The sequence below is a fragment of the Streptomyces paradoxus genome, from assembly GCF_014202475.1.
Lineage (GTDB): Bacteria > Actinomycetota > Actinomycetes > Streptomycetales > Streptomycetaceae > Streptomyces > Streptomyces paradoxus.
Genome location: NZ_JACHGV010000011.1, coordinates 1 through 22,533 on the forward strand (window position 1 = coordinate 1; position 22,533 = coordinate 22,533).

Annotated in this window: 20 protein-coding genes and 2 pseudogenes; 10 read left to right on the forward strand and 12 right to left on the reverse strand. The window is 70.9% G+C overall.

Annotation, left to right across the window (positions count from 1 at the left end):
- Together HNR57_RS30370 and HNR57_RS30375 are read left to right on the forward strand one after the other, a co-directional pair.
- Positions 1-497, forward strand: a 497-nt coding sequence (locus HNR57_RS30370) for an acyl-CoA dehydrogenase family protein (RefSeq protein ID WP_376772305.1), incomplete at its 5' end; no start/stop codon positions are given.
- On the forward strand, positions 497-1,498 hold the full coding sequence (locus tag HNR57_RS30375) for an acyl-CoA dehydrogenase family protein (RefSeq protein WP_184565001.1): 1,002 nt from the start codon (positions 497-499) through the stop codon (positions 1,496-1,498). The genes HNR57_RS30370 and HNR57_RS30375, both read left to right, overlap by 1 nt.
- Positions 1,499-1,514: 16 nt before the next feature.
- Here the strand turns inward: HNR57_RS30375 and HNR57_RS30380 are convergent, their stop codons facing one another.
- Genes HNR57_RS30380 through HNR57_RS30395 form a run of 4 tightly spaced genes read right to left on the reverse strand, consistent with a single transcriptional unit; the run spans position 1,515 to position 4,991 of the window.
- Positions 1,515-2,579: an NAD(P)H-dependent flavin oxidoreductase gene (locus tag HNR57_RS30380; RefSeq protein ID WP_184565008.1), complete on the reverse strand. Its 1,065-nt coding sequence runs from the start codon at positions 2,577-2,579 to the stop codon at positions 1,515-1,517.
- On the reverse strand, positions 2,576-3,349 hold the full coding sequence (locus HNR57_RS30385; protein ID WP_184565009.1) for a CoA-transferase subunit beta: 774 nt from the start codon (positions 3,347-3,349) through the stop codon (positions 2,576-2,578). Before HNR57_RS30385 ends, HNR57_RS30380 begins: the two co-directional genes overlap by 4 nt.
- Positions 3,346-4,212, reverse strand: coding sequence for a CoA transferase subunit A (locus tag HNR57_RS30390; RefSeq protein ID WP_344517968.1), 867 nt, complete (start codon positions 4,210-4,212; stop codon positions 3,346-3,348). Before HNR57_RS30390 ends, HNR57_RS30385 begins: the two co-directional genes overlap by 4 nt.
- Positions 4,209-4,991 carry an enoyl-CoA hydratase family protein gene (locus HNR57_RS30395; RefSeq protein WP_184565010.1) on the reverse strand — a complete coding sequence of 261 codons (783 nt, stop codon included), beginning with the start codon at positions 4,989-4,991 and terminating at the stop codon, positions 4,209-4,211. The genes HNR57_RS30390 and HNR57_RS30395 overlap by 4 nt, the downstream gene beginning before the upstream one ends.
- A 79-nt stretch (positions 4,992-5,070) precedes the next feature.
- Between HNR57_RS30395 and HNR57_RS30400 the strand changes: the two genes are divergently transcribed.
- Positions 5,071-5,847 (forward strand): SDR family oxidoreductase, encoded by a 777-nt coding sequence (locus HNR57_RS30400; protein ID WP_184565011.1) that lies wholly within the window; start codon positions 5,071-5,073, stop codon positions 5,845-5,847.
- A 38-nt stretch (positions 5,848-5,885) separates the two neighbouring features.
- Positions 5,886-6,794 (forward strand): SDR family oxidoreductase, encoded by a 909-nt coding sequence (locus tag HNR57_RS30405; RefSeq protein ID WP_184565012.1) that lies wholly within the window; start codon positions 5,886-5,888, stop codon positions 6,792-6,794.
- A 362-nt stretch (positions 6,795-7,156) separates the two neighbouring features.
- On the opposite strand, the gene tpg is transcribed toward HNR57_RS30405, so the two are convergent.
- From tpg to HNR57_RS30420, 3 genes are all read right to left on the reverse strand, one after another.
- Complete coding sequence (tpg, locus tag HNR57_RS30410) at positions 7,157-7,714, reverse strand: telomere-protecting terminal protein Tpg (RefSeq protein WP_184565014.1); 558 nt, start codon at positions 7,712-7,714, stop codon at positions 7,157-7,159.
- Positions 7,715-7,742: 28 nt separating this feature from the next.
- Positions 7,743-9,854 (reverse strand): telomere-associated protein Tap, encoded by a 2,112-nt coding sequence (gene tap, locus HNR57_RS30415; protein WP_184565016.1) that lies wholly within the window; start codon positions 9,852-9,854, stop codon positions 7,743-7,745.
- A 176-nt stretch (positions 9,855-10,030) separates the two neighbouring features.
- Positions 10,031-10,606: a hypothetical protein gene (locus HNR57_RS30420; protein WP_184565018.1), complete on the reverse strand. Its 576-nt coding sequence runs from the start codon at positions 10,604-10,606 to the stop codon at positions 10,031-10,033.
- Between the two features lie 355 nt (positions 10,607-10,961).
- Here HNR57_RS30420 and HNR57_RS30425 point away from each other — a divergent pair.
- Positions 10,962-12,468, forward strand: a pseudogene (locus HNR57_RS30425) (cryptochrome/photolyase family protein).
- A 13-nt stretch (positions 12,469-12,481) separates the two neighbouring features.
- Here the strand turns inward: HNR57_RS30425 and HNR57_RS30430 are convergent.
- On the reverse strand, positions 12,482-13,186 hold the full coding sequence (locus HNR57_RS30430; RefSeq protein WP_313675190.1) for an alpha/beta fold hydrolase: 705 nt from the start codon (positions 13,184-13,186) through the stop codon (positions 12,482-12,484).
- A 197-nt stretch (positions 13,187-13,383) separates the two neighbouring features.
- Positions 13,384-14,829, reverse strand: a complete 1,446-nt coding sequence (locus HNR57_RS30435) for an FAD-dependent monooxygenase (protein WP_184565020.1) — start codon at positions 14,827-14,829, stop codon at positions 13,384-13,386.
- 184 nt (positions 14,830-15,013) lie between these two features.
- Here HNR57_RS30435 and HNR57_RS30440 point away from each other — a divergent pair, with 184 nt between their 5' ends.
- Positions 15,014-15,613, forward strand: coding sequence for a TetR/AcrR family transcriptional regulator (locus HNR57_RS30440; protein ID WP_184565022.1), 600 nt, complete (start codon positions 15,014-15,016; stop codon positions 15,611-15,613).
- Positions 15,614-15,803: 190 nt separating this feature from the next.
- On the opposite strand, the gene HNR57_RS30445 is transcribed toward HNR57_RS30440, so the two are convergent.
- Positions 15,804-16,976 carry an epoxide hydrolase family protein gene (locus tag HNR57_RS30445; protein WP_184565024.1) on the reverse strand — a complete coding sequence of 391 codons (1,173 nt, stop codon included), beginning with the start codon at positions 16,974-16,976 and terminating at the stop codon, positions 15,804-15,806.
- 82 nt (positions 16,977-17,058) lie between these two features.
- Between HNR57_RS30445 and HNR57_RS30450 the strand changes: the two genes are divergently transcribed.
- Positions 17,059-17,634 (forward strand): CGNR zinc finger domain-containing protein, encoded by a 576-nt coding sequence (locus HNR57_RS30450; RefSeq protein WP_184565026.1) that lies wholly within the window; start codon positions 17,059-17,061, stop codon positions 17,632-17,634.
- Positions 17,635-17,711: 77 nt separating this feature from the next.
- Positions 17,712-18,193, forward strand: a pseudogene (locus HNR57_RS41100) (helix-turn-helix transcriptional regulator); the annotation flags it as partial.
- On the opposite strand, the gene HNR57_RS30460 reads toward HNR57_RS41100, so the two are convergent.
- The gene (locus tag HNR57_RS30460) at positions 18,168-18,536 is read right to left on the reverse strand and encodes a VOC family protein (RefSeq protein ID WP_184565028.1); all 369 of its coding nucleotides are present in this window, start codon (positions 18,534-18,536) and stop codon (positions 18,168-18,170) included. The pseudogene HNR57_RS41100 and the gene HNR57_RS30460 overlap by 26 nt on opposite strands.
- 437 nt (positions 18,537-18,973) lie before the next feature.
- Between HNR57_RS30460 and HNR57_RS30465 the strand changes: the two genes are divergently transcribed.
- Both HNR57_RS30465 and HNR57_RS30470 read left to right on the forward strand, forming a co-directional pair.
- Positions 18,974-20,350, forward strand: coding sequence for a pyridoxal phosphate-dependent decarboxylase family protein (locus HNR57_RS30465; RefSeq protein WP_184565030.1), 1,377 nt, complete (start codon positions 18,974-18,976; stop codon positions 20,348-20,350).
- A gap of 170 nt (positions 20,351-20,520) precedes the next feature.
- The gene (locus tag HNR57_RS30470) at positions 20,521-21,768 is read left to right on the forward strand and encodes an ABC transporter substrate-binding protein (protein ID WP_184565032.1); all 1,248 of its coding nucleotides are present in this window, start codon (positions 20,521-20,523) and stop codon (positions 21,766-21,768) included.
- A 22-nt stretch (positions 21,769-21,790) separates the two neighbouring features.
- On the opposite strand, the gene HNR57_RS30475 is transcribed toward HNR57_RS30470, so the two are convergent.
- A complete protein-coding gene (locus HNR57_RS30475; protein ID WP_184565034.1) occupies positions 21,791-22,531 on the reverse strand; it encodes an ABC transporter ATP-binding protein in 741 nt (246 codons plus the stop codon).
- Positions 22,532-22,533: the final 2 nt, after the last annotated feature.

Here is a 22,533-nt window from a genome sequence, read left to right on the forward strand (position 1 = left end):
CCCGGGCAACCGCGCGGGGAGGCCCCTGGGGCCCCCCGGGGCGCTCCACCCCCGGGGCCCCCCGGGTCCCCCCCGTGGGGCGTCCCCCGGGCGGACCCCCGGGGGCAACGCCACAGGTCGAGTCCGGCTCCGTCTCCGTCTTCAACGACACGGCGTTGCGCGACCGGGTCGCCGACGCCGTCATCGGCGCGCGCGCCTACCAGCTGTTCACCTACGCGCAGGCCTCGCGCATCGCCGCGGGTGGATCGATCGGCCCGGAGTCCAGCCTCAACAAGGTCTTCTGGTCCGAGCTGGACATCGCCCTGCACGAGACCGCCCTCGACCTGCTGGGCCCCTACGGCGAGCTGTCCGACGAGGCCGGCGAAGCGCCGGCGCACGGCAGTTGGGCCGAGGGCCACACCTTCTCGCTGGCCGGGCCGATCTACGCCGGCACCAACGAGATCCAGCGCGACATCATCGCGGAGCGGCTGCTCGGCCTGCCCAAGGGACGCCGGTGATGCGTTTCCTCCTCGACGACGGGCAGCGGGAATTCGCCCGCACCCTGGACGGCATGCTGAGATCCGCCGGCACACCCGGCGTCGTACGGTCCTGGGCGTCCGGCGACCACGTACCCGGGCGCGCCTTGTGGGCCAGGCTGGCGGAGGCGGGCGTCTTCGCCCTCGCCATTCCGGAGGAGCACGAGGGCCTGGGCATGCTGCCCGTCGAACTGGCCGTCGCTTTCGGTGAGCTGGGCCGTTATGCCGTTCCCGGTCCGCTGGCCGAGACGGTCGCCGCGGGTGCCCTGCTGGGCCGGCTCGGGGGCGACGCGGCCCACGTCTGGCTGCCGCAGCTCGCGTCCGGCAAGGCCGTGGCGTCCCTGTGCGTCATGTCGCACGGGAGCAGCCCGTACGCGCTGGACGCCGACGTCGCGGACGCGGTGTTCGTGGTGGACGGTGACACCGTACGGCTCGCGGACTCGCACGGCCCGGTGCAGCCGTCGGCCGACCCCGCCCGGAGGCAGGCCCGCCCGCTCGGAGGAGTCGTGCTCATGCGGGGGCCCATGGTGACAGCGGCCGCCGCGTACGCCGCCGATGTGGCGGCGCTGGTCACCGCCGCGCAGGCCCTCGGGGTGGGGCGGGCACTGCTGGAACGCACGGTGGAGTACGTGCGGCAGCGCACCCAGTTCGGGATGGCCGTCGGCTCGTTCCAGGCGGTGAAGCACCGTCTGGCCGACACCCTCATCGCCCTGGAGTTCGCCCAGCCGCTGGTGTACTCCGCCGCCCTTTCCCTGGCCGCGGACGATCCGGCGGCGGGCCGGGAGGTGGCCGCGGCGAAGGTGTCCGCTTGCGAAGCGGCGTACGCGGCGGCGCGTACGGCCCTGCAACTCCACGGCGCCGTCGGCTACACCGAGGAACTGGATCTGTCCCTGTGGATCCGCAAGGCCCGCCCCCTGCGCGGCGCTTGGGGTACTCCGGCCGTATGCCGAGCCCGGGTACTGGCAGGCGGAGCAGTGCGATGAAGCTGACTGCCGGTAGTCACAGGCCAGTCGTGAGTCTGCCGAGCGTGGCGTGTGCCTCCGCCATGATCCTGTCGACGAGTTCGGCGCAGGACGGCAGGTCGTCGATCAGCCCCCCGACCTGACCGCAGGCCATCACACCGAGGTCGGTGCGGCCCTCGACCATCGCGGCCTTGAGCAGCATCGGGGTGTTGGCGGCCAGGAGGACCTGGCTCCAGGTCAGTTCCCTGCCGTGTTTCATGGCGAGACCGTCGCGCACCATGCCGGCCCAGCTCATGCCGGAGTCCCGCCTGAAGGCGGAGGCGTGCCTCAGCGCGCGCAGCAGGGATGCCGTGCTGCCGGAGCGCTCCAGCGCGTCCACCAGGTCGGTGCGCAGCATCCGGTGGGGCAGGCCGTCGACCTTGGTGGTGACGGTGACGTCCTGGACGCCCGCCGCGAGGTAGCGGGCCTTGACCGCATCGGGGACGGTGCTGTCGGAGGTCAGCAGGAAGCGCGTGCCCATGGCGATGCCGGCAGCGCCGTAGGCCAGGGCCGCCACCAGTCCGCGTCCGTCCCGGAAGCCGCCCGCGGCGATGACGGGGATGTCCACGGCGTCCACGACCTGCGGCAGCAGCACCGTGGTGGCGACGCTGCCGGTGTGGCCGCCGCCCTCCCCGCCCTGCACCAGCACGGCGTCGGCGCCCCAGGCCGCGACCTTCTCGGCATGTCTCCGGGCGCCCACCGAGGGGATGACGACCACGTCGGCGTCCTTCAGGCGGGCGATCAGCTCCGGCCGGGGCGCGAGCGCGAACGAGGCAACTTTCACGCCCTCGTCGAGGATGATCCGCACCCTCTCCCCCGCGTCCGAGGCGTCGGCCCGCAGGTTGACCCCGAAGGGCGCGCCGGTGCGGGACTTGACCTCGCGCACGGCCGAGCGGAGCTGTTCCGGCGTCATGGTGGCGGACGCGAGGATGCCCAGGGCTCCGGCGTTGGCGGCGGCGGAGACGAGGCGGGGTCCGGCGACCCAGCCCATGCCGGTCTGGACGATGGGGGTACGCACTCCGACGAGTTCGGTGAGGGCCGTGGCGATCGCGGTGTCACTCATGCGGGCACCTCACGGTCGCGGGCGCCCTTCGGGTCGATGACCTCCCGGACGAGGCGCAGCTCCTCGGTGGTGGGCTCACGGGTGTACGGCACGTCGCCCGGGACGGTGAGGGCGAAGCCGGTGGCCGCCAGGATCTGCTCGACCGTGACCCCCGGGTGCCGTGAGCGCAGCCGCATGGTGTGATCCGGGGTGGCGAAGTCGAAGACCCCCAGGTTGCTGATCACCTCCGGGACGTGGTGGAAGCGGGTGGCCGACCAGCCGGCCTCGGCCGCGCGGTCGTATCCGACTCCGCACACCATGTCCACCTGCTCCACGAACACGCGCGGGGAGTGCTTGGGCACCCAGTAACTGGTCGGGTTGTTCAGGGTGTTGATCGGTGCGCCCCGGACGCCCAGCAGTTGCCGGGCAGGACGGGCCCAGTCGCCGATGCAGGAGATGTTCTGATTGCCGTGGCGGTCGATCTGACTGGCGCCCATCATCACGTGCCGTCGTCCCGTGGCCACGAGCGCCAGGTGCTGACGGTAGGGCAGCCAGCCCTCCACCACCTGAGGGCGGGCTCCGAGCGCAGGGACGTCGCCGATCAGCAGTGCCTCGCCGTCGGTGAGCAGCAGGTCGGGCGCGAACGTCAGCTTGGCCAGCCGGGCGCCGACGGCGGGGACGGTGCCCATGGGGGCGGCCAGGACTTCCCCGGCGTGGCGCCAGGCCTCCGCGCAGGCGACCACGCAGTACTCGGCGCGCGTCACGCCGGTCGTCGTCCCGCCGCTGCTCATGACGGCTGCTCCGCGTGGAAGGCCTTGACGGCGGCCTGGTAGGCCTCTTCGTCGCCGGAGAGGAACCGCTCGGTGAACCTCTGCCAGGCGTCCGGGTCGCGGGCGGCCCGGGCATAGGCCTGCTGGAACGCCTCGTCGCGTTCATGGTCCGGGACGCAGGAGGTGAAGTGCGCCCCGTTCGGGGTCTGTACGACGCCGTTCACGAAGGCCCGTTTGACCAGCAGCGTCTGCGGACCCGCTTCCTTGAGCAGGTCGGCGGTGTCGACGATCCGCTCGCAGGAGACGTAGGAGGCGGCAGCGGCCTGGCAGAAGAGGTCGTCGAAGTACGGGTCGGGCCCGAGGTACTGCGCGTTGCCCTGCGGGTCCGCCCGGTTGAGGTGGACGAGCGCCGCGTCCAGGCGCAGGGCGGGCACCGCGACGAGTTCCTCGGCGTCCTCGTAGGGCGAGGTGACCGTACGCAGGTGCGGGTTGACCTTCATGACGTCGGAACCGAGGCCGGCCCGGACCGGCAGGAAGGGCAGTCGCTGCGCGGCGGCGGTCAGGCCCCACATGAACATCGCCTCGTCCAGCTCCACCAGGTCGAAGGCCCCGCGCTGCCGGGCCGCGGTGAAGTGCGGTTCCAGGGGGACGGAGTCGAGGGTGGCGAACGGGGCCACGAGGGTGCGGATCCGTCCCGCCGCGGCGAGCAGACCGACGTCGGGACCGCCGTAGGACACCACGGTCAGGTCGGTGATGCCGGAGCGCAGCAGTGCGCGGACCAGGGCCATCGGCTTGCGGCGCGATCCCCAGCCGCCGATGCCCAGCGTCATGCCGGTGCGGAGCCGGCCGACCACCTGCTCGGCGGTCATCGTCTTGTCGCTCAACGCGCCTCCCCTTCCGGCGACTTGGACGGGGTGGAGGCCGAGGACGCCACGAACGCCTCGCGGTACCGGTCCGACACGCCGCTGAGGTTGGCCTCGAACGTGAAGCCCTGCTCGAAGCGGTAGCTGCGGCGGACGTCCACCGGGTCGATGCCGTTGATCGACGCCTTGGCGAAGCGGATGAGCTGCCCGTCCTTGGCGGCGATCTCCCTGGCCAGCTCCATCGCCGCGGCGTGCAGCTGCTCGCGCGGGACGACCCGCCAGACCGAGCCGTGGCGGTGCAGTTCGCCGGCCGTCACGGTGCGCGAGGTGTAGTAGAGCGTCCGCATCAGGTGCTGGGGAACCAGCCGGGCCAGATGGGTGGCCGCGCCGAGCGCACCCCGGTCCAGCTCGGGCAGCCCGAAGGTCGCGTCGTCGCTCGCCACGATCGAGTCGGCGTTGCCGACCAGGCCGATCCCGCCGCCGACGCAGAAGCCCTGCACGGCGGCGACCACGGGGACCTCGCAGTCGTAGACCGCCGCGAACGCGTCGTAGCAGCCGCGGTTGGTGCCGACGAGCGCCGTGAACCCCTCGGTGCGCTGCATCTCCTTGATGTCGGCGCCCGCGTTGAACCCGCGCCCCGTCGCGGTGAGGACGACGCAGCGCACGCCGGGGTCGGAACCGGCCGCGCGCACCGCGGCGGCCAGCTCGTACCAGCCCTGCACAGGAAGGGCGTTGACCGGTGGGAAGTCCACGGTGATGACCGCGATGCCCTCTTCAGGGCTTGTGGTGGAGACACCCATGAGCGGATCAGCTACCTTTCCACCAAACGTTTGTTAGGCATGAAGGTAGCAGCGGAGTACGCCTCGCGGGAGGTCCCCCATGGCAACGATCACCGATCTGAGCGGACGCGTGGCGGTGGTAACCGGCGGGACGAGGGGCGTGGGCGCGGGCATCACCCGGGCCCTGCTGGAGGCCGGAGCCGAGGTGGTGACCTGCGCCCGGCGCCCCGCGGACCGGCCGGTCGAAGCGGCTGGGCGCACCGCCCGGTTCCTTCCGGTCGACCTGCGTGACGCGGAGGCCGTCGGCGCCTTCTTCACGCAGGTGAGGAACGAGTACGGCAGGCTGGACGTCCTCGTCAACAACGCCGGGGGCACGCCGTACCGGATGCTCGAACAGGGCGGGGCCGGACGGCACGCACGGGTCGTCGAGTTGAACCTGCTCGCCCCCCTGACCGCCTCCCTCGCCGCCTACGAGCTACTGCGTGCTCAGCCCGGCGGCGGGTCGATCGTCATGATCGGCAGTGTCAGCGGCAGCCGTCCGTCACCGGGCTCGGCGGCCTACGGTGCGGCCAAGGCCGGGCTGGAGCAGCTGGCCCGCAGCATGGCCGTGGAATGGGCCCCGCTGGTCAGGGTCAACACGCTGGTCCTCGGCATGGTGCGCACCGAGCTGTCGCATCTGCACTACGGCGACGAGGACGGCGTAGCGGCCGTCGGCCGCACGGTGCCGCTCGGCCGGCTCGCCGACCCGGCCGAAGTGGGCGACGCCTGTGTCTTCCTCGCCTCAGAACGCGCGGCGTACATCAGCGGCGCGAGCCTGCTCGTCCATGGGGGTGGCGAACGCCCGGCCTTCCTCGACGCCGCCACCGCCGGGAACTGAACTCGCTTTCCAGACTTCCCATCGGAAGGACCCAGAGCATGTCCGGACTGTGCAGCGAACGTGTCGCGATCGTCACCGGGGCGGGGCGCGGACTCGGCCGGGCGCACGCCCTCGCCCTCGCCGCCGAGGGCGCGAAGGTCGTCGTGAACGACCTCGGCGTCGGCCTCGACGGGACCGGTACCGAGACGGGGCCCGCGCGGCTCGTCGCCGACGAGATCGTTGCCCGCGGAGGGCAGGCGATCGCCCACGGCGGGGACATCGCCACGACGGAGGGCGCGGCCTCGTTGATCCGCACCGCCGTCGAGACCTACGGCCGCCTCGACACCCTGGTCAACAACGCCGGTTTCCTGCGCGACCGCATGCTGGTGAACCTCGACGAGGACGACTGGGACGCCGTCGTGCGCGTCCACCTCAAGGGGCACTTCCTTCCGCTGAAGCACGCGGCGGCCCACTGGCGCGCGGAGACCAAGGCCGGCCGCATCCCGGCAGCCCGGGTCGTCAACACCAGTAGCGGAGCTGGGCTGTCGGGGAGCGTCGGCCAGGGCAACTACTCCGCGGCCAAGGCCGGGATCATCGGGTTGACCCTGGTCGCCGCCGCCGAGATGGGCCGTTACGGCGTCCTGGTCAACGCCGTCGCTCCGGCGGCACGCACCCGGATGACCGAGGCGACGTTCGCCGAGACCATGGCGGCCCCCGACACCGGCTTCGACGCCATGGCGCCGGAGAACGTGTCCCCGCTCGTCGTGTGGCTCGGCTCCGCGGCCTCCGCCGGTGTGACGGGCCGGGTCTTCGAGGCGGAGGGCGGTCGCATCACGGTCATGGAGGGCTGGCGCCCCGGCCCCACGGCGGACAAGGGCGCCCGGTGGTCCCCGGCCGAGGCCGGGGAAGCCGCGCTGAAGCTCCTCGCGGAGGCGACGGCTCCGGAGCCGGTGTACGGGGCGCAGTAAGTTCCTGGTAGGTGGCTGACGCGGGCCGGGTGAAGCATCAGCAACAGCAGGCAACGGGCGTTTCCTAGCGCCAGGGATCGAGCGCGAGCTTGCCGCTGGTCTCGCCCGCCGCCAGTCGCTGCAGTACTGCCGGTCCCTCGGCCAGGCGATGAATCCGGGGTGTGCCGGGTGGGTAGACGCAGGCCGGCATCGTCATGTACTGGGCGAAGGATCCCGGGCCGGTTCCGACGACATGGGTGCCGAGTCGCAGGGCTCTCGACTCCGGCGCCGACGCCCTCGATCTCGCCGGCTGGGCCCGACCCCGCATCGATCGTAGGTACCCCGCCCTGCGGCATCGGCTGCCGTCACCGCGGCCTACGCCTTCAGTAGTCGAGGTCGATGTAGTCGATGTCGTTGATGGCGACGTCCGAGAGGTCCGTTGCGCGGGCTCCGCCGTCCTGGAAGTACGTGGTCCTGAATCCGTCGGCGATGATCTGACGCAGTTGCTGGTCGGTGGCGCCTGCTTCTCGGGCGTCGAACAGCTGCTGGGCGTATGCCGGGGGGAGGTGCACGGTGAGGCGGCGGAAGCGGCCGTCGTCGGTCGTGCCGACCGGTGCCGTGTAGCCGAAGCGGGCCCTGGTCTCCACCGTGATACCGCGCCTGGTGGCGGCCTCCTTGCGCCGGCGTCTGCGGACCTGGGGCTGCCATCGAGACCGGACGGCGGCGTCGATCCGCTGCTGGATGTCCTCCGGCGGGCGTTTGCGTTCGCCCGTGCGGTAGCGCTCCACCGACCGCTGGCTCACCCCGAGTTCCGCTGCGACGGCCCGTGTCGTCTTCAGCTGCCTCATCAGGAAGTTGATCTGGCCCTTGAGGGTCCTGGGTGGCAGGCGAGTGAAGGACTCCTGGTCGGCGCGCTCGATGGCGTCGTCGATTTCTCCCACGGCGTCAGTTCCCTTCCCGGGTCACACGCTACTCGCCGTCGTCCAGGACGGCGTCGCCGCCCTTGACGTGGCGGGAGGGGTTCAGGCCCTTCTCCATCAGGTCGACCGCCCAGAGCATCGCCTGGACGCCTTCCAGTTTCGCCATGCCCGGGCTGGGGCCGAGGCGGAAGCCACCGGGCTGGGGCTTGCCGGAGGCGGCGTAGGGGAGGAAGTCCAACGGTGAGGGGCCGGGGCTCGGGTAGACGACGCAGTCGGACAGCACCGCGAGCGGGTAGAGGCCCGTCATCCGGGACATGTTCAGCAGTTTGCGGTGCATGTTGACCCGTGCCTTGGAGATGACCGCGGCACGGATGTCGGGGCGCCAGGTCGGGCGTTCCAGGGCCGGCCAGCGCTCCCCCTCCTTGTAATGCCGCCCCTGGGGGCGCTCGCGCAACTTGCCGATGCCGCCCTTGACGGTGGCCTTGATCGCCGCGAGGACGGCGGTCAGGGCCGGGTCGGCGTCCTTGTGCCGTTCCATCGCCGCGAGGAAGGCGCTGTCGTCCAGGTCCCGGGTGACCCCGAGGTCGGCGAGGGTGTCGAGGTAGGCGGCCTTGAGCCGGTCGTGCCACGGATCCAGGTACGCGCCGGTCTCCCGCCGCAAATACGCCTCCAGCGGCTGCACGTTGTAGCCGAGTTCCTGGGCATAGGCGACGGTGTGCGTCTGGTACCAGGCCGGGCCGGCCGGCCGCTCACCGGTCGGCGTGAACGGGCTGGGCAGGCGCGGGTCCAGCTCCACGTGCGAGAGGTCCACCAGCCACGAGCCGGGGATCTTCGGATTGAACTGAGGCACCCGGAAGTGGTCCGGTGCCGACAGCCCGACCGTGAGCCGGGCGGCGGCCGCGAGGAACGCCGTGTTCAGGTCCAGGCCGACCGCATAGGGCAGGTGGCACTCCTCGTCGGTCAGCAGGTCGACGTCGCGGACCCACTGGTACGCCTCCTCGTTCAGGAAGCCGCCCTTCCAGCCGGAGTTGACGACCACGGGATGCTCCGGCGTGGCCTCCGGCGGCGCCGGGTCCATCGGCTCCGTGCCCAGGCTGCCCGGGTTGTGGCCGGGGATCCAGTTCCCGGTCGCTTCGTCGCGTACCGCGCGGGTGGGCGGGCGCAGGGCCGTCATCAGCTCCAGCCCCGAGACGGCCGTGGAGCCGCGCGGGGTGATGACGCGCTGGGCGTAGACACCGAGGACGCGGGCGATGTCGGCCGGCTCCATGTCGGCGAGGCCGGGCCAGGACCGCTCGTCGAGGGCGTCCCAGGACAGGAGTGCCAGCTGCACGCACTGTCGCTGGGTGCCGTGCGCCTTGCGGTAGATGCGCGCCCATGGGCCGAACCCGCGCTGGGTGAGCTGCCACTTCGCCTTCTTCACCTGCTTGACCACGGGGTGGTCCTCGGGCAGGCGCAGGGAGCGGCGCTGCTCATGGCCTTCCAGGCGTTCGGGAAGCCCGAGTTTCACGGCGGCCGCGGCGGTGAGGACGATCAGCGGGTCGGAGTCCTTGCCGTTGCGGTGCAGGCGCGGTGCGCCGAGGCCGGATTCGCGCAGTGTCCACTCGACCAACTCCGGCACGGACGCGGCGGGGCAGTCGAGGACGATGCCGTCGACGCCGTATGCGGAGCCGTCTCCGTCCAGCACGGCCAGCGGCCCGTGCGGGAACCGTGAGTCGGCGGGGGGCTGCGGGGTCCTCTTCGGCGCCGGGCGCCGCGGCGACGTCACTGTGCGCCGGGGGGCACCGCGCTCCGGGGCGACGGGTGCTCTGCCGGGAGCGACGCTCTCCGGCTCCGTCTCCTCGGAAGCGGGTGGGCTGCCGAGCGGCTTCCGCGACTCCGGCCGGGGCGAGGGGCCCGGAGCCGGGGCGCTGTGTGCGGGGTACTTCTCTGCCCAGCCGCGGAGCAGACGCTGGTAGGCCTCCAGGCGTGGCGACTTCGGCTCCGAGCGGCCGTTCTCGTAGTTTTTCACCGTCTGCGTCGTGGTCTTCAACGCCTGGGCGAGGCGGGCCTGGGTGATGCCGGCGGCCTCTCGCAGCCGTGCCCGCTCCGCCGGGTGCGGGAGCTGCGGCTCCTCTTCCAGCAGAGCGTCCACGTTGGCGAACAGCTCTTCCTCGGATGCCATGTCGGTCCACCTCCACCCGGAGACTACCAACCTTTACCCCGCCGCTTAACCCGACCTTTAACCCAGTTCGGGGCGTGTCTCGGCGCTGGAAAGGCCGCGAGTGGGTCGAGGTACGAGCATCTCACCGAAGCGGTGCCCGGCCTCCGCATGGCGATCATGTCGCCCGAGGCGAGCTGCTAGCAGGGCCTGACGAACCAGACGGGGGTCCAGTCATAGCTCGCGACGCTGAAGGGGGCGCCGAGGGTGGTGTGGATGACGTTGCGGTTCCGGTTCTTGAACACTGCCCGGGTGCCGGGGGTCTGGTTGTTGTAGTAGGAGCCTTCGCCGGTCCAGTCCCGCAGGGCGTAGTCCTGGCAGTGGTACAGCGCGAGCCGGTCGCCCATGCCGAGTGTCTGACGGAACATGCAGAAGTACGTGTAGTCGCACTCCCATTGTGCCGCGGCACGGTTTGCGGCCGGTGTGCTCAGGTCACGCACGTATCGCTCGCCGGGAACGGTGACCGTCAGTTTGACGCCGTCGGCCAGGGCGATCTCGTTCGCCGAGACCTGTCGTCCGTCCTGGCGGGCGAGGTAGCGGTCCACCTTGGCCTGGAGAGCGTCGGCGTCGTCCCGGCTGAGTCCGGCGGCGCGGGCCTGCTTGTCGAAGGCCGCCGGGGTTCGTGCCGTGTCCGCGGATGCCGGTCCCGTCAGTGCGACGGCCGACAGGGCGAGGGCCGCAGCCGCGAGGGATGCGTACCGCTTCAGAATGGACATGCCTTTCCTTTCCTGAGGAGGCAAGAGGGACAGGGACTTTGTCCGGGTGCCGGTCCGGCATGCGTACAGGCGGTTCATCATCGGGCCGGCGCGAAGACGACAGCCGGGGCTACGAACAGGTCAGGCGGGGCGCACACCGGTGGTGGGGCACACGGTGCTGCACTGCGGCATTCCCGGGAACGTACCCACCCTGATCGCCGGTGTCTTCCTGACACCTGTCAGGACGCATCGAAGGCACCTGGGGAGAGCGGCTGATCAGCACCCGTACGGGGGACGCTCCCCGGTCCGCCGCATCCGGTACCGATCCGGTGGGCGAACCCTCCGCATGCCCCGCCCCTGACGGAAGGCTCCCTGCATGTCCACCCCGCACTGGCTCTTCGGCGACCAACGCCCGCATTTCCTCACCCCCGTCCGTGAGCAGGGACCCGACCGCGGGGCGCCCGTGGTGATGGTCGAGGCGAAATCGGTCTTCCGGCGCAGACGATTCCACCGCGCCAAGGCCCATCTGGTGCTCTCGGCGATGCGGCACCGCGCGGCGGAGCTGGGTGAGCAGGTGACGTACGTGCGGGCGGAGACCTACCGCGAGGGTCTGCGTCGCGCGGTGGGCGACGCCCCGGTGACCGTGTGCCACCCCACCTCGTACGCGGCGCTGCGGCTGGTTCGTTCCCTGCCAGGGGTACGTGTGCTGCCCGCCTGCGGCTTCCTGGTCTCGCACGAGGAGTTCACAGGCTGGGCCGAGGAGCTCGGTGGGCGGCGGCTGCTCCAGGAGAACTTCTACCACTGGGTGCGCGAACGGCACGACCTGCTGATGGACGGCGGCCACCCGGCCGGAGGCCGCTTCAACCACGACCACGCCAATCGCGAGCCTCCGCCGCGCGGCGCCGGCACACTGCACGTGCCCGGGCCGTACCGGCCGCGGGAGGACCACATCGACGCCGAGGTGCGCCAGGACCTCGACAGGTGGGAGCGCGAGGACGGGGTGCGGTTCGTCGGCCGGGGCGGCCCCCGCCTCTTCCCCGCCACCCGGCGCGAGGCCTTGTCGGCGCTGCGCCGCTTCGTGGCGTACCGGCTGTCCTCGTTCGGGCCGTACGAGGACGCGATGCTGGCCGGCGACCCGGTGATGGCCCACAGTCTGCTGTCGTCCTCGATGAACCTGGGGCTGTTGCACCCTGCCGAGTGCGTGGAACACGCGGAGCACGCCTGGCGGGAGGGCACCGTCCCCGTCAACAGCGCCGAAGGATTCGTCCGGCAGGTCGCGGGCTGGCGGGAGTACGTCTGGCAGCTGTACTGGCATTTCGGCGAGGACTACCGGCACGGCAACGCACTCGGGCACACACGAGAACTGCCGGCCTACTTCAGCGAACTCGACGCGGACACGGTCACCGCCCGCTGCCTGGCCACAGCGCTCGCCCAGGTTCGTGACACCGGATGGACGCACCACATCCCCCGCCTGATGCTGCTGGGCAGCCACGCCCTGCAGCGCGGCTGGGACCCGGCCGCCGTCACCGACTGGTTCCACCGCTGCTTCGTCGACGGCTACGACTGGGTGATGGTGCCGAACGTGCTGGGCATGTCCCAGTACGCGGACGGGGGCCGGATGACCACCAAGCCGTACACCTCCGGCGGCGCCTACATCCACCGTATGAGCGACCTGTGCGACGGCTGCGCCTTCCGGCCCACCGACCGCACCGGCCCGCGGGCGTGTCCCTACACCGCCGGGTACTGGGCCTTCCTCAGCACCGGCACAGGCACCGGTTGTCCGGCAACGCCCGAATGCGGCGCGCGGTGCAGGGCCTGGACCGGCTCAACGACCTCGACGAAGTGCTGCGCCAGGAGCGGCACGTGGCGACGAGGCGCCCTGACGAGTGGTGCGTGTCAGGGCAGGAGTGACAGCAGTAGCTCGGTGAGACGTTCGGGCGTACGGAGTGGCAGGTAGTGGTCGGCGTCCGGGATCGTCTCGGCCCGGGCGCCGGGGATGCCGGTGACGAGTCGTTCGGCGATCACCGCGATCTCCGGGTGGTCGTGCTCGCCGTGGATGACCAGCGTCGGCGCGACGATGTCTCCGAGGTGTGGTTCTGCATCACGGCCCGTGGAGACGACGCAGTGCTGTTCGCTCACGACTCGCCGCTCGGCATTCGAGGCGACCATGCTCTCGATGAGCTCTCCCCCGGGAGCCGCGCGGCCCATGGCTGCCCAGATCGTCAGTTCCAGCTCGGCCAGGGCGGCCGTGTCCCGCTTGCGCCGGGCCGTGGCGTAGGCCGACAACTCGGGACTCTGCGGCCAGACGTGACCGCTGACCGAGGCACCGATCAGGGCAAGTGCGGCGACACGCTCCGGGTGGGCGAGGGCGCAGTCCAGCGCCGTCTCCCCGCCCATGCTCAACCCGACCAGGGCGGCTTGACGAAGGCCGAAGTGGTCAAGGACCGCGCGCAGATCCTCGACATCGCTGAACGGCTTGCCTGGAGGCGTGGAGCGTCCCAACCCGCGGGCGTCGTAGCGGATCACGTCGTGGTGGCGGGCCAACTCGGGAACGATGGCGTCCCACAGGCGCGAGTCCATGCCGGCGCCGTGCAGCAGCACGACCGGGCTTCCGGTGCCGTTGCGATCAGCCCAAAGTCGACCGCCGTCGGAAGTGGGAACGCTGACTTCCCCTGGCGGCACGTCAGATCGTCCGTGGGAGTTGGTCGTCACGTTGCCATCCTTTCAGAGCGTTCAAGCAGGAGGCCACGTTCGAAAGGCGCCATCGGTGCACCCAACACGATCCAGCCGAGAGGTACCTAGCCCTGACACCGGGCCACCGCCTCCTCGACCACCGCCGCATCCGCACCCTCCGCCGCCCAGGCCACGTATCCGTCGGGCCGTACCAGGACGGTCGTACGGCGGTCGCCCGCCCAGCGCTCCACGGTCAGCCACCCCTCACGGGCACCGGGGCCTTCATACGTCCCGGGTGTGATCAGCACGAACCGGCCGCCGCGCAGCGCCTCGTAGAGCCGGCCGTCCTTCAGGGCGACGTCGGGGACGCGGGTGCCGGTGAGGCGGTGGGCGCCGCGGGGGGCGGGGTAGGCATAGCCGATCCCGGTGATCTGGCCCAGGGCCTTGCGCTGGACGGGCGGGGCCATGTCGACGAACGCGGAAACCAGAGCGCGGGCGGCACGCAGCAGCGGATTCCGCGCGCGGGCCAGCCGGACCAGTCCGCCACTGCTGCGCAGCACCGCCTTGCCGACCGGGTGGCGCTCCGCCTCGTAGCTGTCGAGGAGCCCTTCGGGCGCCCGGCCCTGGACGGCCGCGGCGAGCTTCCAGCTCAGGTTGGCGGCGTCCTGGAGGCCGGTGTTCATACCCTGTCCGCCGGCCGGCGAGTGGATGTGCGCGGCGTCTCCGGCAAGGAAGACCCGCCCGACCCGGTAATGCGGTGCCTGGCGCTCCTCACTGTGGAAACGGGAGAGCCAGCGGGCCTCGTGCATACCGTAGTCGGTGCCCAGGGCACGGCGGGTGATCTCCTTGACCTCGTCGAGGTCGAGCGGGGCGTCGTCGGAGACCTCGTTGCGGCGGTTCCAGCCCATGACTCGGTACCAGCCGTCGCCGAAGGATGCGATCATCGCGAAGGCGTCGCCGCGGCCATTGACGGTGAGGACGCCCTCGGGCTTCTCGGCCAGCCGGACATCGGCCAGGATCAGCGATTTGATGACGGAAACACCGGGGAAGTCCAGGCCGATCGCCTCCCGCACGGCGCTGCGGTGACCGTCGGCGCCGACGACATAGGCCGCCCGGCGGGTGACGATCGCGCCGTCCGCGCCGCGCACGTCGAGGTCGACCCCCTCGTCGTCCTGCTGCAGCCCTACGACCTCGCTCTCGTACGCGAACTCGACCCCAGCCTCCCGGGCTCGCCGCTCCAGGAGCCGCTCGACCTCGTACTGCGGGGTGATGAGCAGGAACGGGAAACGCGAGGGCAACGTGCTCAAGTCGAGGGCGAGGCGGCGGAAGAGCCGCAGGCCGGTGATGGTGTCGCCGGTGGCGAGGAGTTCGTCGGCCAGCCCGCGGGCGTCGAGCTGCTCCATGGTGCGGGCGTGCACCCCGAAGGCCCGGGAGAGGTTGCTGATCTTGCGCGGCCGCTTCTCGACGAGGGTCACGGTGACGCCGGCTGTGGCGAGGTCACCGGCGAGGAGCAGGCCGGTGGGGCCGGAGCCGACGACGATCACGGTGCGGTGGGGGGCGGTGCCGTTCATGGTGGCCTCCTGTTGCCAACGCCGGCGTGCCATCGACTGCGTGCCAACAGATGTTGGCCAACGCTCGTTGACGACGATAGCGGGGTACCAAGGATGGCGTCAACAACCGTTGGCAAACACTCGTTGGCGAACACTCGTTGGCCAACCTTCGTTGACCTACGTCCGTTGGCCTACGCTTGTTGGCATGAACGGCAGCGACAGCATCTCCACGGGTCCCGGCTCCGGTGCCCCCCGCCGCTCCGACGCCACTCGCGGCGCGATCCTCGCGGCGGCCCGCGAGCGCTTCGCGGCCGACGGCTATGAGCGAGCCACCATCCGGGCCATCGCCAAGGACGCGAACATCGATCCGTCGATGGTGATGCGGTACTACCGCAACAAGGAGGGCCTCTTCGCGGCGGCCGTCGCCATCGACCTGCGGCTGCCGGACGTGAGCGGAGCGGACCGCCGGCAGGACGCGGGGCGGATCCTCGTCGAGCACTTCCTCGACATGTGGGAGGACAACGAGGTCCTCACCGCCCTGCTGCGGGTCGGCGTGACCAACCAGGCCGGGGCGGAGCGCATGCAGGGCATCCTGAGGGACCAGTTGCTGCCGGTCGCCCGGCAGGTGTGCCCCGACCCCGAGCAGGTCCCGGCACGGGCGGCACTCATGGCGTCGCAGCTGCTGGGCCTGGCGCTCACGCGGTACGTGCTGCGGATGCCGCCGGCGGTGGAGCTGGTGCGGGCGGAGATCGTGGCATGGCTGGCACCGACGATCCAGCGGTACCTGACCGCGCCGAGTCCCTGAGATTTGCCGAGCACTCGCATCACCCGGAGCCACGGGACGGGTCCACAGCGAGACCGACCGAGCCCCGTGCAGCAACTGACCTCGACGGCCGTGGCCGATCGCGACTGGGTGACCCTGAACCGCGGCACCATTGACGCAAACGGCCCCGCCCCGGTCACCGTTCGTCGAGTGCCGAGTCACCGAGGCGCATTCACCGCTCAGCGGCCAGCACCGCCGCGAGGCCCTCTTGCAGATCTTTGACGAAGTACTCGGGAACCTCCAGCGACGGGAAGTGTCCCCCGATTTCGGGCGACCTCCATCGGACGATCTGCCGGTACCGCTCCCGCGCCCAGGGGCGTGGACACTTCTCGATGTCGCGGGGATACATCGTGATTGCTGACGGGACGTCGACACGAAGTTCGGGATCGAGCGAGTTGTGGCTCTCGTAGTAGATGCGAGCCGCCGATGCGCCGGTCCGCGTCAGCCAGTAGAGGGTGACGTTGTCGAGAATGCGGTCCCTGGAAATCCTCTCGAACGGGCTGTCCTCGGTGTCTGACCACTCGGCGAACTTGTCGAGGATCCAGGCAAGAAGGCCGACCGGTGAGTCGACGAGCGAGTAGCCGATGGTCTGCGGTCGGGTCGCCTGCTGCTTCGCGTACGCGGCGCGGTGGCGCCAGAAATGGCGTGTTTCCTCGGTCCACTTACGCTCGGCGGCCGTCAGCCCGTCTGTTGTCAACCCGGGCGGCGCCTCCGCGAACGTTGTGTGGATACCGAGAACGTGCGCCGGGAACCTGCCGCCGAGGACCGTCGTGATGTTGCCTCCCCAGTCGCCGCCGTGGGCCACGAACTTGCTGTAGCCCAGCCTTCCCATCAACTCGACCCATGCGGCAGCGATCTTTTCGGTTCCCCACCCGGTGGCGGCCGGCTTGTCGCTGTGGCCGAAGCCAGGAAGTGACGGGACCACGACGTGGAACGCCGGCGCCTCCGCAGCGGCCGGATCTGCGAGCTCGTCCACCACATCGATGAACTCAGCGATGCTGCCCGGCCAGCCGTGCGTCAAGATCAGAGGAGCGGCATCTGCGCGCGCGGATCGACGGTGCAGGAAGTGAATTCCCAGACCATCAATGGTCGTGCGGAACTGGCCGATACCCGCAAGGCGCTGTTCGAACGACCGCCAGTTGTACCCGGTGCGCCAGTAGTCCACGAGATCGACGAGGTCCGCCAGAGGAACGCCCTGCTCCCATCGGCGAGGATCCGGCGCGGCGCGATGGACCGTCTCGGTCTCCGGCAGGCGCGCCGCAGCTAGTCGCCCGCGCAGATCGTCGAGGTCGGTGTCAGTCGCATGGGCTTCAAATGCTTGCACGTCGCTGGTTGGACGGGGCATGAGGCCTCCTGGCCATCGCGGAACCGGCTAAGACGGTTCTAGCATGCCACCGCGCCGGCTCACAACCGGCTAAGGTGGTTCCATGCGTGCTGAGTTCCCTGATTTCCGCCTCGGCAAGGTGCTGGCGACCAGCTTCACGGCGACTCTGACGGAGCGTCGTGGCAACGCCGTGGAGCGCATTCCCACGCCGCACCGACTCGTCGACTGGCTGACAGTGAGCGGCCTCCCCGTGGACTCCTGCACCACTGCCCAGCTCGACCTCGCCCGGGAACTGCGGGAGTCGATTCACGCCGCCGCGACAGCGGCCGCAATGCAGGACCCGCTCCCTGAATCTGCTGTCCACGTCATCAATGACCGCAGTGTCGAAGGGCGGGCTGCCGCGATCCTGACGCCTGAAGGAAAGCGGCAGTGGCGGCTCGGCTCGCGTTCCTGTGTGGAAGACGCCCTGAGCGTGATCGCCGCCGATGCGATCAGCATCATCGCCGGTGAACGGGACGGGAGATTGGCCTTGTGCGCATCTCCCACCTGTCAAGCCGCCTTCTTCGACACCAGCCAAAGTCGCACCCGCAGATGGTGCGACATGAACACGTGCGGGAATCGTCAGAAGAAAGCGCGCTTCAACGCCAACCAGCGCAAGAATCCCAGACCAGCGGATTGAGCCAGCGAACGGTCCTGTCCAGGATGGCCGTGCCGCAGGCCCAGGACCCGGCCTTTCGTGGTGCTGGCGGACAAGGCGTACTGGACACGCTGCTGGTGTACCTGTTGCGCACCTGGTGGCTGCGGAGATCACCGGAGGGGCGGGAGACGACGGGCTGGGCGGCAGCCCTGCGGGACCCCGCGGTGACCGCCGCACTGCAGGCGATGCACTCCGACCCGGCTCTGCCCTGGACAGTGGACGGGCTGGCCTCGCATGTCCTCCTGTCCAGGGGCGCATTCGCGCGTCGCCTCACCGCCCTGGCGGGCAGGCCGCCCTTGCCTGCCTGACCTGGGTGCGCATGACAGCGGCGGGCCGACTGCTGCGCTCGGGCGACACGCCGCTGCGCGTCGTGGCGGAACGCGCGGGCCACACATCGGAGTTCGCCTTCGCCAAGGCGTTCAAGCGCGAGTACGGCATGCCACCTGGGCAGTACCGTCACCGCCCCGCGGCCGACGTCGGCGGCCGGCCGGTTGCCGGCGTCGCCCGGAACGGCGTCACCGGGCCGGGATCGGCTGAGTGATGTTCACCGGATTGCCGTCGGGGTCCGAGATGTGGGCGACGCGCTGGCCCCACGGCATGTCGTTGGGGCCGCTGCGGACCGAGCCGCCCAGCGCCACCACCCGGCCGAGCGTCTCGTCGACGTCCTCGACACCGATGCTCAGCAGGATCCGCGACGCCGGCCCGGTCCCCGCGTTCGCCTGGGCCACGAGTCCGAGGTCGGTGTCGCCGATGCGCAAGCCGAGGTAGAAGGCCGGGCCTTCCGCCGGTACCCGGAAGGTCTCCTCAGCGCCGAACAACTTCGTGTAGAAGCCGAGCAGAGCGTCCTGGTCGGCGGTCACGATCACTGGCTGGATGGTGGACATGGCACTCCTGTCGAGAACGGTCGTGTCGCCGGGTAGACCGTTCGAGGACGGTGAACTCATCGCCCGACCGCCCGACCGCCCGACCGCCCCACCGCCCCACCGCCCCACCGCACGAGCGTTCGGGGATTCAGGGATGCGGAGCAGTTCAAGGACAGGCGGTGAAGGCCGTTCGCGGCGGAGGGAAACCCGACGCGGTCAACGTCTGTGGCCTTCGTGCAGCTCCAACCGCTCCCCTTCGAATCCTGCGCGGAACCCGCGGTCGTGCGAGACGGCGACCACCGCCCCCGGGTACGCCGCGAGCGCGGTCTGGAGGTCCTCGACCAGGTAAACCTGCCGGCGGCGAGCGCCGCCCTCGGTGCGAACCGCTCCTCCAGCGCAGGCCAGTCTCCCCCCATTGGCCGTTCCCGCCCGCTCAGACGGGCGGTTACGGTCCGGGCATGGACGAGCTGACCAGGATCATCCGTCACGCCGCCGAGCACGCCGCCGCCTACCGCCGTTCGCTGCCCGGGCGGCCGGTGGCGCGTCCCGTGGACCACGCAGCCCTGCGCACCGCCTTCTCCCGCCCCTTGAACCACTCCCCCGCCGACCCGCTCACGGTGATCGACGAGCTGGTGGCCGCCGCCGAGACGGGACTCGTCGCCACTGCGGGGCCGCGCTTCTTCGGTTTCGTCGTCGGCGGGGCGCTGCCCGCGGCCACCGCTGCGGAGATCCTGGCCGCCGGGTGGGATCAGAACGCCTTCAACGCCGCGCTCTCGCCCGCCGCCCTCGCCGCGGAGGAGGCGGCGGGCGCCTGGCTGAAGGACCTGCTCGGGCTCCCCGCCACGGCGTCCACCGGGTTCGTCACCGGCGGGCAGGCGGCCAATACCGCGGGACTCGCGGCCGCCCGGCAGCACCTGCTCACCCAGGCCGGCTGGGATGTCGCGCGCCAGGGGCTGGGCGGCGCCCCGCGCCTGCGGGTGGTCGCGGGCGAGGAGCGTCACGCCACCATCGACCGCTCGCTGCGGCTGCTCGGTTTGGGCACCGACTGCGTGGACATGGTCCGCACGGACGGGCGCGGCGCCCTCGACGCCGAGGACCTCCGCCGCGTACTGGCATCCGACCCGGACACCCCGGCGATCGTCTGTACGCAGGCGGGCAACGTGAACACCGGGGCTTGCGACGATCTCCGTACCGCCTGCGATGTCACGCACGCCCGCGCCGGCTGGGTGCACGTCGACGGCGCCTTCGGCCTGTGGGCGGCCGCGAGCCCGGCGACCCGCCCCCTCGTCGACGGGGTCGAGCTGGCCGACTCCTGGGCCTGCGACGGCCACAAGTGGCTCAACGTGCCCTACGACTGCGGCTACGCGTTCTGCTCCCGCCCCGCCGTCCACGCCGACGCTCTGTCGTACACCGCCTCCTACCTCACCCGTGCCGACGGCGCTCCGGTCGGTGGGGCCGACTACACCGTCGAGTCCTCCCGCCACGCACGCGGTTTCGCCACCTGGGCGGCGCTGCGCGAACTCGGCCGGGACGGCGTCTCGGCACTCGTGGACCGCTGCTGCTCCCTCGCCCGCCGTTTCGCCGACGGCCTGACCGCGGCGGGCTTCGACGTGGTCAACGACGTGACGCTCAACCAGGTCCTCGTCGGCTTCGGCGACGACTCCCGCACCGACCGGGTGGTGCAGGCCGTGCAGGACGACGGCACCTGCTGGATGGGCGCCACCACCTGGCGCGGCCGACGGCTGATGCGCATCTCGGTCTCCGGCCACTCCACGACCGAGGCCGACGTCGACCGGTCGATCGCGGCGATCGTGCGACTGGCGCGGGCGTCGTAACCCTGGCGGCGCTCGCCTCGTGCGCGACCTCGATGCAGGCTGAGCCCACTCGATCGAAAAAGTGTACGTTTCGTGCTTTTCCGGGCTCCATTTGAGATCTAACCTCAAGTACAGATGGCGGGCGATGGCCGGCCAGTCGACCACCGCCGCCTGTACGAGCGGAGGCGGAGATGAAAGCGTCGATACGGCGGTCCGCGATCTTCGCGAGCGCGGCCGCTCTTGTGATAGCCGTCTGCGGCACGACGGGCACCGCCCAGGCCGATCCGGGCGATGGTGAGCTCCAGTTCGGCTACGTCCTGCCGGAGACGGGACAGCTGGCCTATCTCGGCCCGCCGCAGATCGAGTCGCTGAAGTTCGCGATAGAGAAGATCAACGACGCCGGCGGGGTCCTGGGCAAGTCCGTGCCCACCGTGGTCTCCAGTGACGAGGCGGGCCAGGAGGCCGTTGCCGCACAGTCGGCGGACCGGGTCCTGGCGGCAGGCGTGGACGCGATCGTCGGCGCCGCGGCTTCCGGCATGTCGCTGGCGTTCATCGACCGGGTGACCGGTGCGGGCGTCGTGCAGTGCTCGGGGTCGAACACCGCGCCGACCTTCACCGACTACGAGGACGACGGCTTCTACTTCCGTACCGTCCCGAGCGACGCGTTGCAGGGTCCCATCCTGGCCGACGTCGTCCGCGACGACGGCCACGACCGGGTGGCGCTGGTCGCGCGGGCGGACGACTACGGGCGCGGCCTGATGGAGGCCACCCGCAAGACGCTGGAGGAGCGCGGTGCGACGGTGACGCTGGCCGAGACCTACGACCCCAAGGCGAGCAACTTCGACCAGGTCGTCCAGCAGATCGAGAACTCCAGGCCGGACGCCGCCGTGGTGATCGCCTTCGAGGAAGGCACCCAGATCCTGCAGGGCATGATCGAGTCCGGACTCGGGCCCGACCAGATCGGCGTCTACGGCGCCGACGGCCTGCGCAGCGAGGAACTGCCCTCGCTGGTCGCCCCGGGCCAGCCCGAGAGGCTCTCCGGGATGAAGGGGACCGCCCCGGCCTCGGCGTCGAACGAGCAGTACGTGAAGGACCTCCAGGAATTCGCGCCGGATCTGAAGGAGCTGCAGTTCGCGCCGCAGGTGTTCGACTGCGCGACGACGATCGCGCTCGCCGCCGAGAAGGCGGAGTCCGACGATCCGGGCGACTACGTGAAGGAGATGAACGGCATCACCAAGGACGGCGAGAAGTGCAACTCGTTCGCCGCCTGCAAGGAGCTGATCGCCGACGGCAAGGACATCGACTACGACGGTGTGAGCGGTCCGCTCGACTTCACCGACAAGGGCGAACCAGGCCAGGCGTCGATCGAGGTGTACGGCTACGACGACGAAGGGAAGCTGCAGACCTTGCGTACCGAGACCAGCAAGGCCGAGGAGTGACCGGGAGAACCGACAGCGGGAGTCAACGGACGCGGGCGAGCGTGCCGAGGTACAGCTCGATCACCTTCTCGTCGTGCAGCAGGGCCGTACCCGTGCCGGTGTACGCGTTGCGGCCTTGGTCGAGGACGTAGCCGCGGTCGCAGAGCTGCAGGCACCTGCGGGCGTTCTGCTCGACCATGAGCACGGCGACGCCCGCGCTGTTGATCATTCTGCACCGGTCGAAGACGTGGTCCTGGTGGAGTGGTGACAGGCCGGCCGACGGCTCGTCGAGCAGCAGCAGCTGCGGCTCCATCATCAGGGCGCGGGCCATCGCGAGCATCTGGCGCTCGCCGCCCGACATGGCACCGGCCTTCTGCTTGCGGCGGTCGGCCAGCAGGGGGAAGAGTTCCTCGACCGCCGCGACCCGCCGCGCGTGGTCCTTGGGCCGTAGATACACGCCCATCCGCAGGTTCTCCTCGACGGTCAGCGTGGGGAACACGTTCTGCAGTTGCGGTACGTAGCCCACGCCACGCCGGACCAGCTCGTGGGCGGGCAGTCCGGTCACGTCCTCGCCGTGCAGCCGCACGGTCCCGCCGCGTACCCGCAGCAGCCCGAAGACGGCCTTGACCAGGGTCGACTTGCCGGCGCCGTTGGGGCCGATCACGCCGACCACCTCGCCCGGCCGCACCTCGACGCTGCATCCGCGCAGTACGTCGACGCCCGGTACGTAACCGGCGACGATCTCGTCGGCCGCCAGCACCGGTGCCTGCTCCTCAGCGGACATCG

Coding starts and splice junctions, on each gene's coding strand:
- HNR57_RS30435 (WP_184565020.1), bottom strand. CDS start 14,829: ATGAACGGCACCGCCCCCCACCGCACCGTGATCGTCGTCGGCTCCGGC.
- HNR57_RS30475 (WP_184565034.1), bottom strand. CDS start 22,531: ATGTCCGCTGAGGAGCAGGCACCGGTGCTGGCGGCCGACGAGATCGTC.
- HNR57_RS30400 (WP_184565011.1), top strand. CDS start 5,071: ATGGCAACGATCACCGATCTGAGCGGACGCGTGGCGGTGGTAACCGGC.
- HNR57_RS30470 (WP_184565032.1), top strand. CDS start 20,521: ATGAAAGCGTCGATACGGCGGTCCGCGATCTTCGCGAGCGCGGCCGCT.
- HNR57_RS30440 (WP_184565022.1), top strand. CDS start 15,014: ATGAACGGCAGCGACAGCATCTCCACGGGTCCCGGCTCCGGTGCCCCC.
- HNR57_RS30395 (WP_184565010.1), bottom strand. CDS start 4,991: ATGGGTGTCTCCACCACAAGCCCTGAAGAGGGCATCGCGGTCATCACC.
- HNR57_RS30450 (WP_184565026.1), top strand. CDS start 17,059: ATGCGTGCTGAGTTCCCTGATTTCCGCCTCGGCAAGGTGCTGGCGACC.
- HNR57_RS30385 (WP_184565009.1), bottom strand. CDS start 3,349: ATGAGCAGCGGCGGGACGACGACCGGCGTGACGCGCGCCGAGTACTGC.
- HNR57_RS30420 (WP_184565018.1), bottom strand. CDS start 10,606: ATGTCCATTCTGAAGCGGTACGCATCCCTCGCGGCTGCGGCCCTCGCC.
- tap (WP_184565016.1), bottom strand. CDS start 9,854: ATGGCATCCGAGGAAGAGCTGTTCGCCAACGTGGACGCTCTGCTGGAA.
- HNR57_RS30460 (WP_184565028.1), bottom strand. CDS start 18,536: ATGTCCACCATCCAGCCAGTGATCGTGACCGCCGACCAGGACGCTCTG.
- HNR57_RS30380 (WP_184565008.1), bottom strand. CDS start 2,579: ATGAGTGACACCGCGATCGCCACGGCCCTCACCGAACTCGTCGGAGTG.
- HNR57_RS30445 (WP_184565024.1), bottom strand. CDS start 16,976: ATGCCCCGTCCAACCAGCGACGTGCAAGCATTTGAAGCCCATGCGACT.
- HNR57_RS30465 (WP_184565030.1), top strand. CDS start 18,974: ATGGACGAGCTGACCAGGATCATCCGTCACGCCGCCGAGCACGCCGCC.
- HNR57_RS30375 (WP_184565001.1), top strand. CDS start 497: ATGCGTTTCCTCCTCGACGACGGGCAGCGGGAATTCGCCCGCACCCTG.
- HNR57_RS30405 (WP_184565012.1), top strand. CDS start 5,886: ATGTCCGGACTGTGCAGCGAACGTGTCGCGATCGTCACCGGGGCGGGG.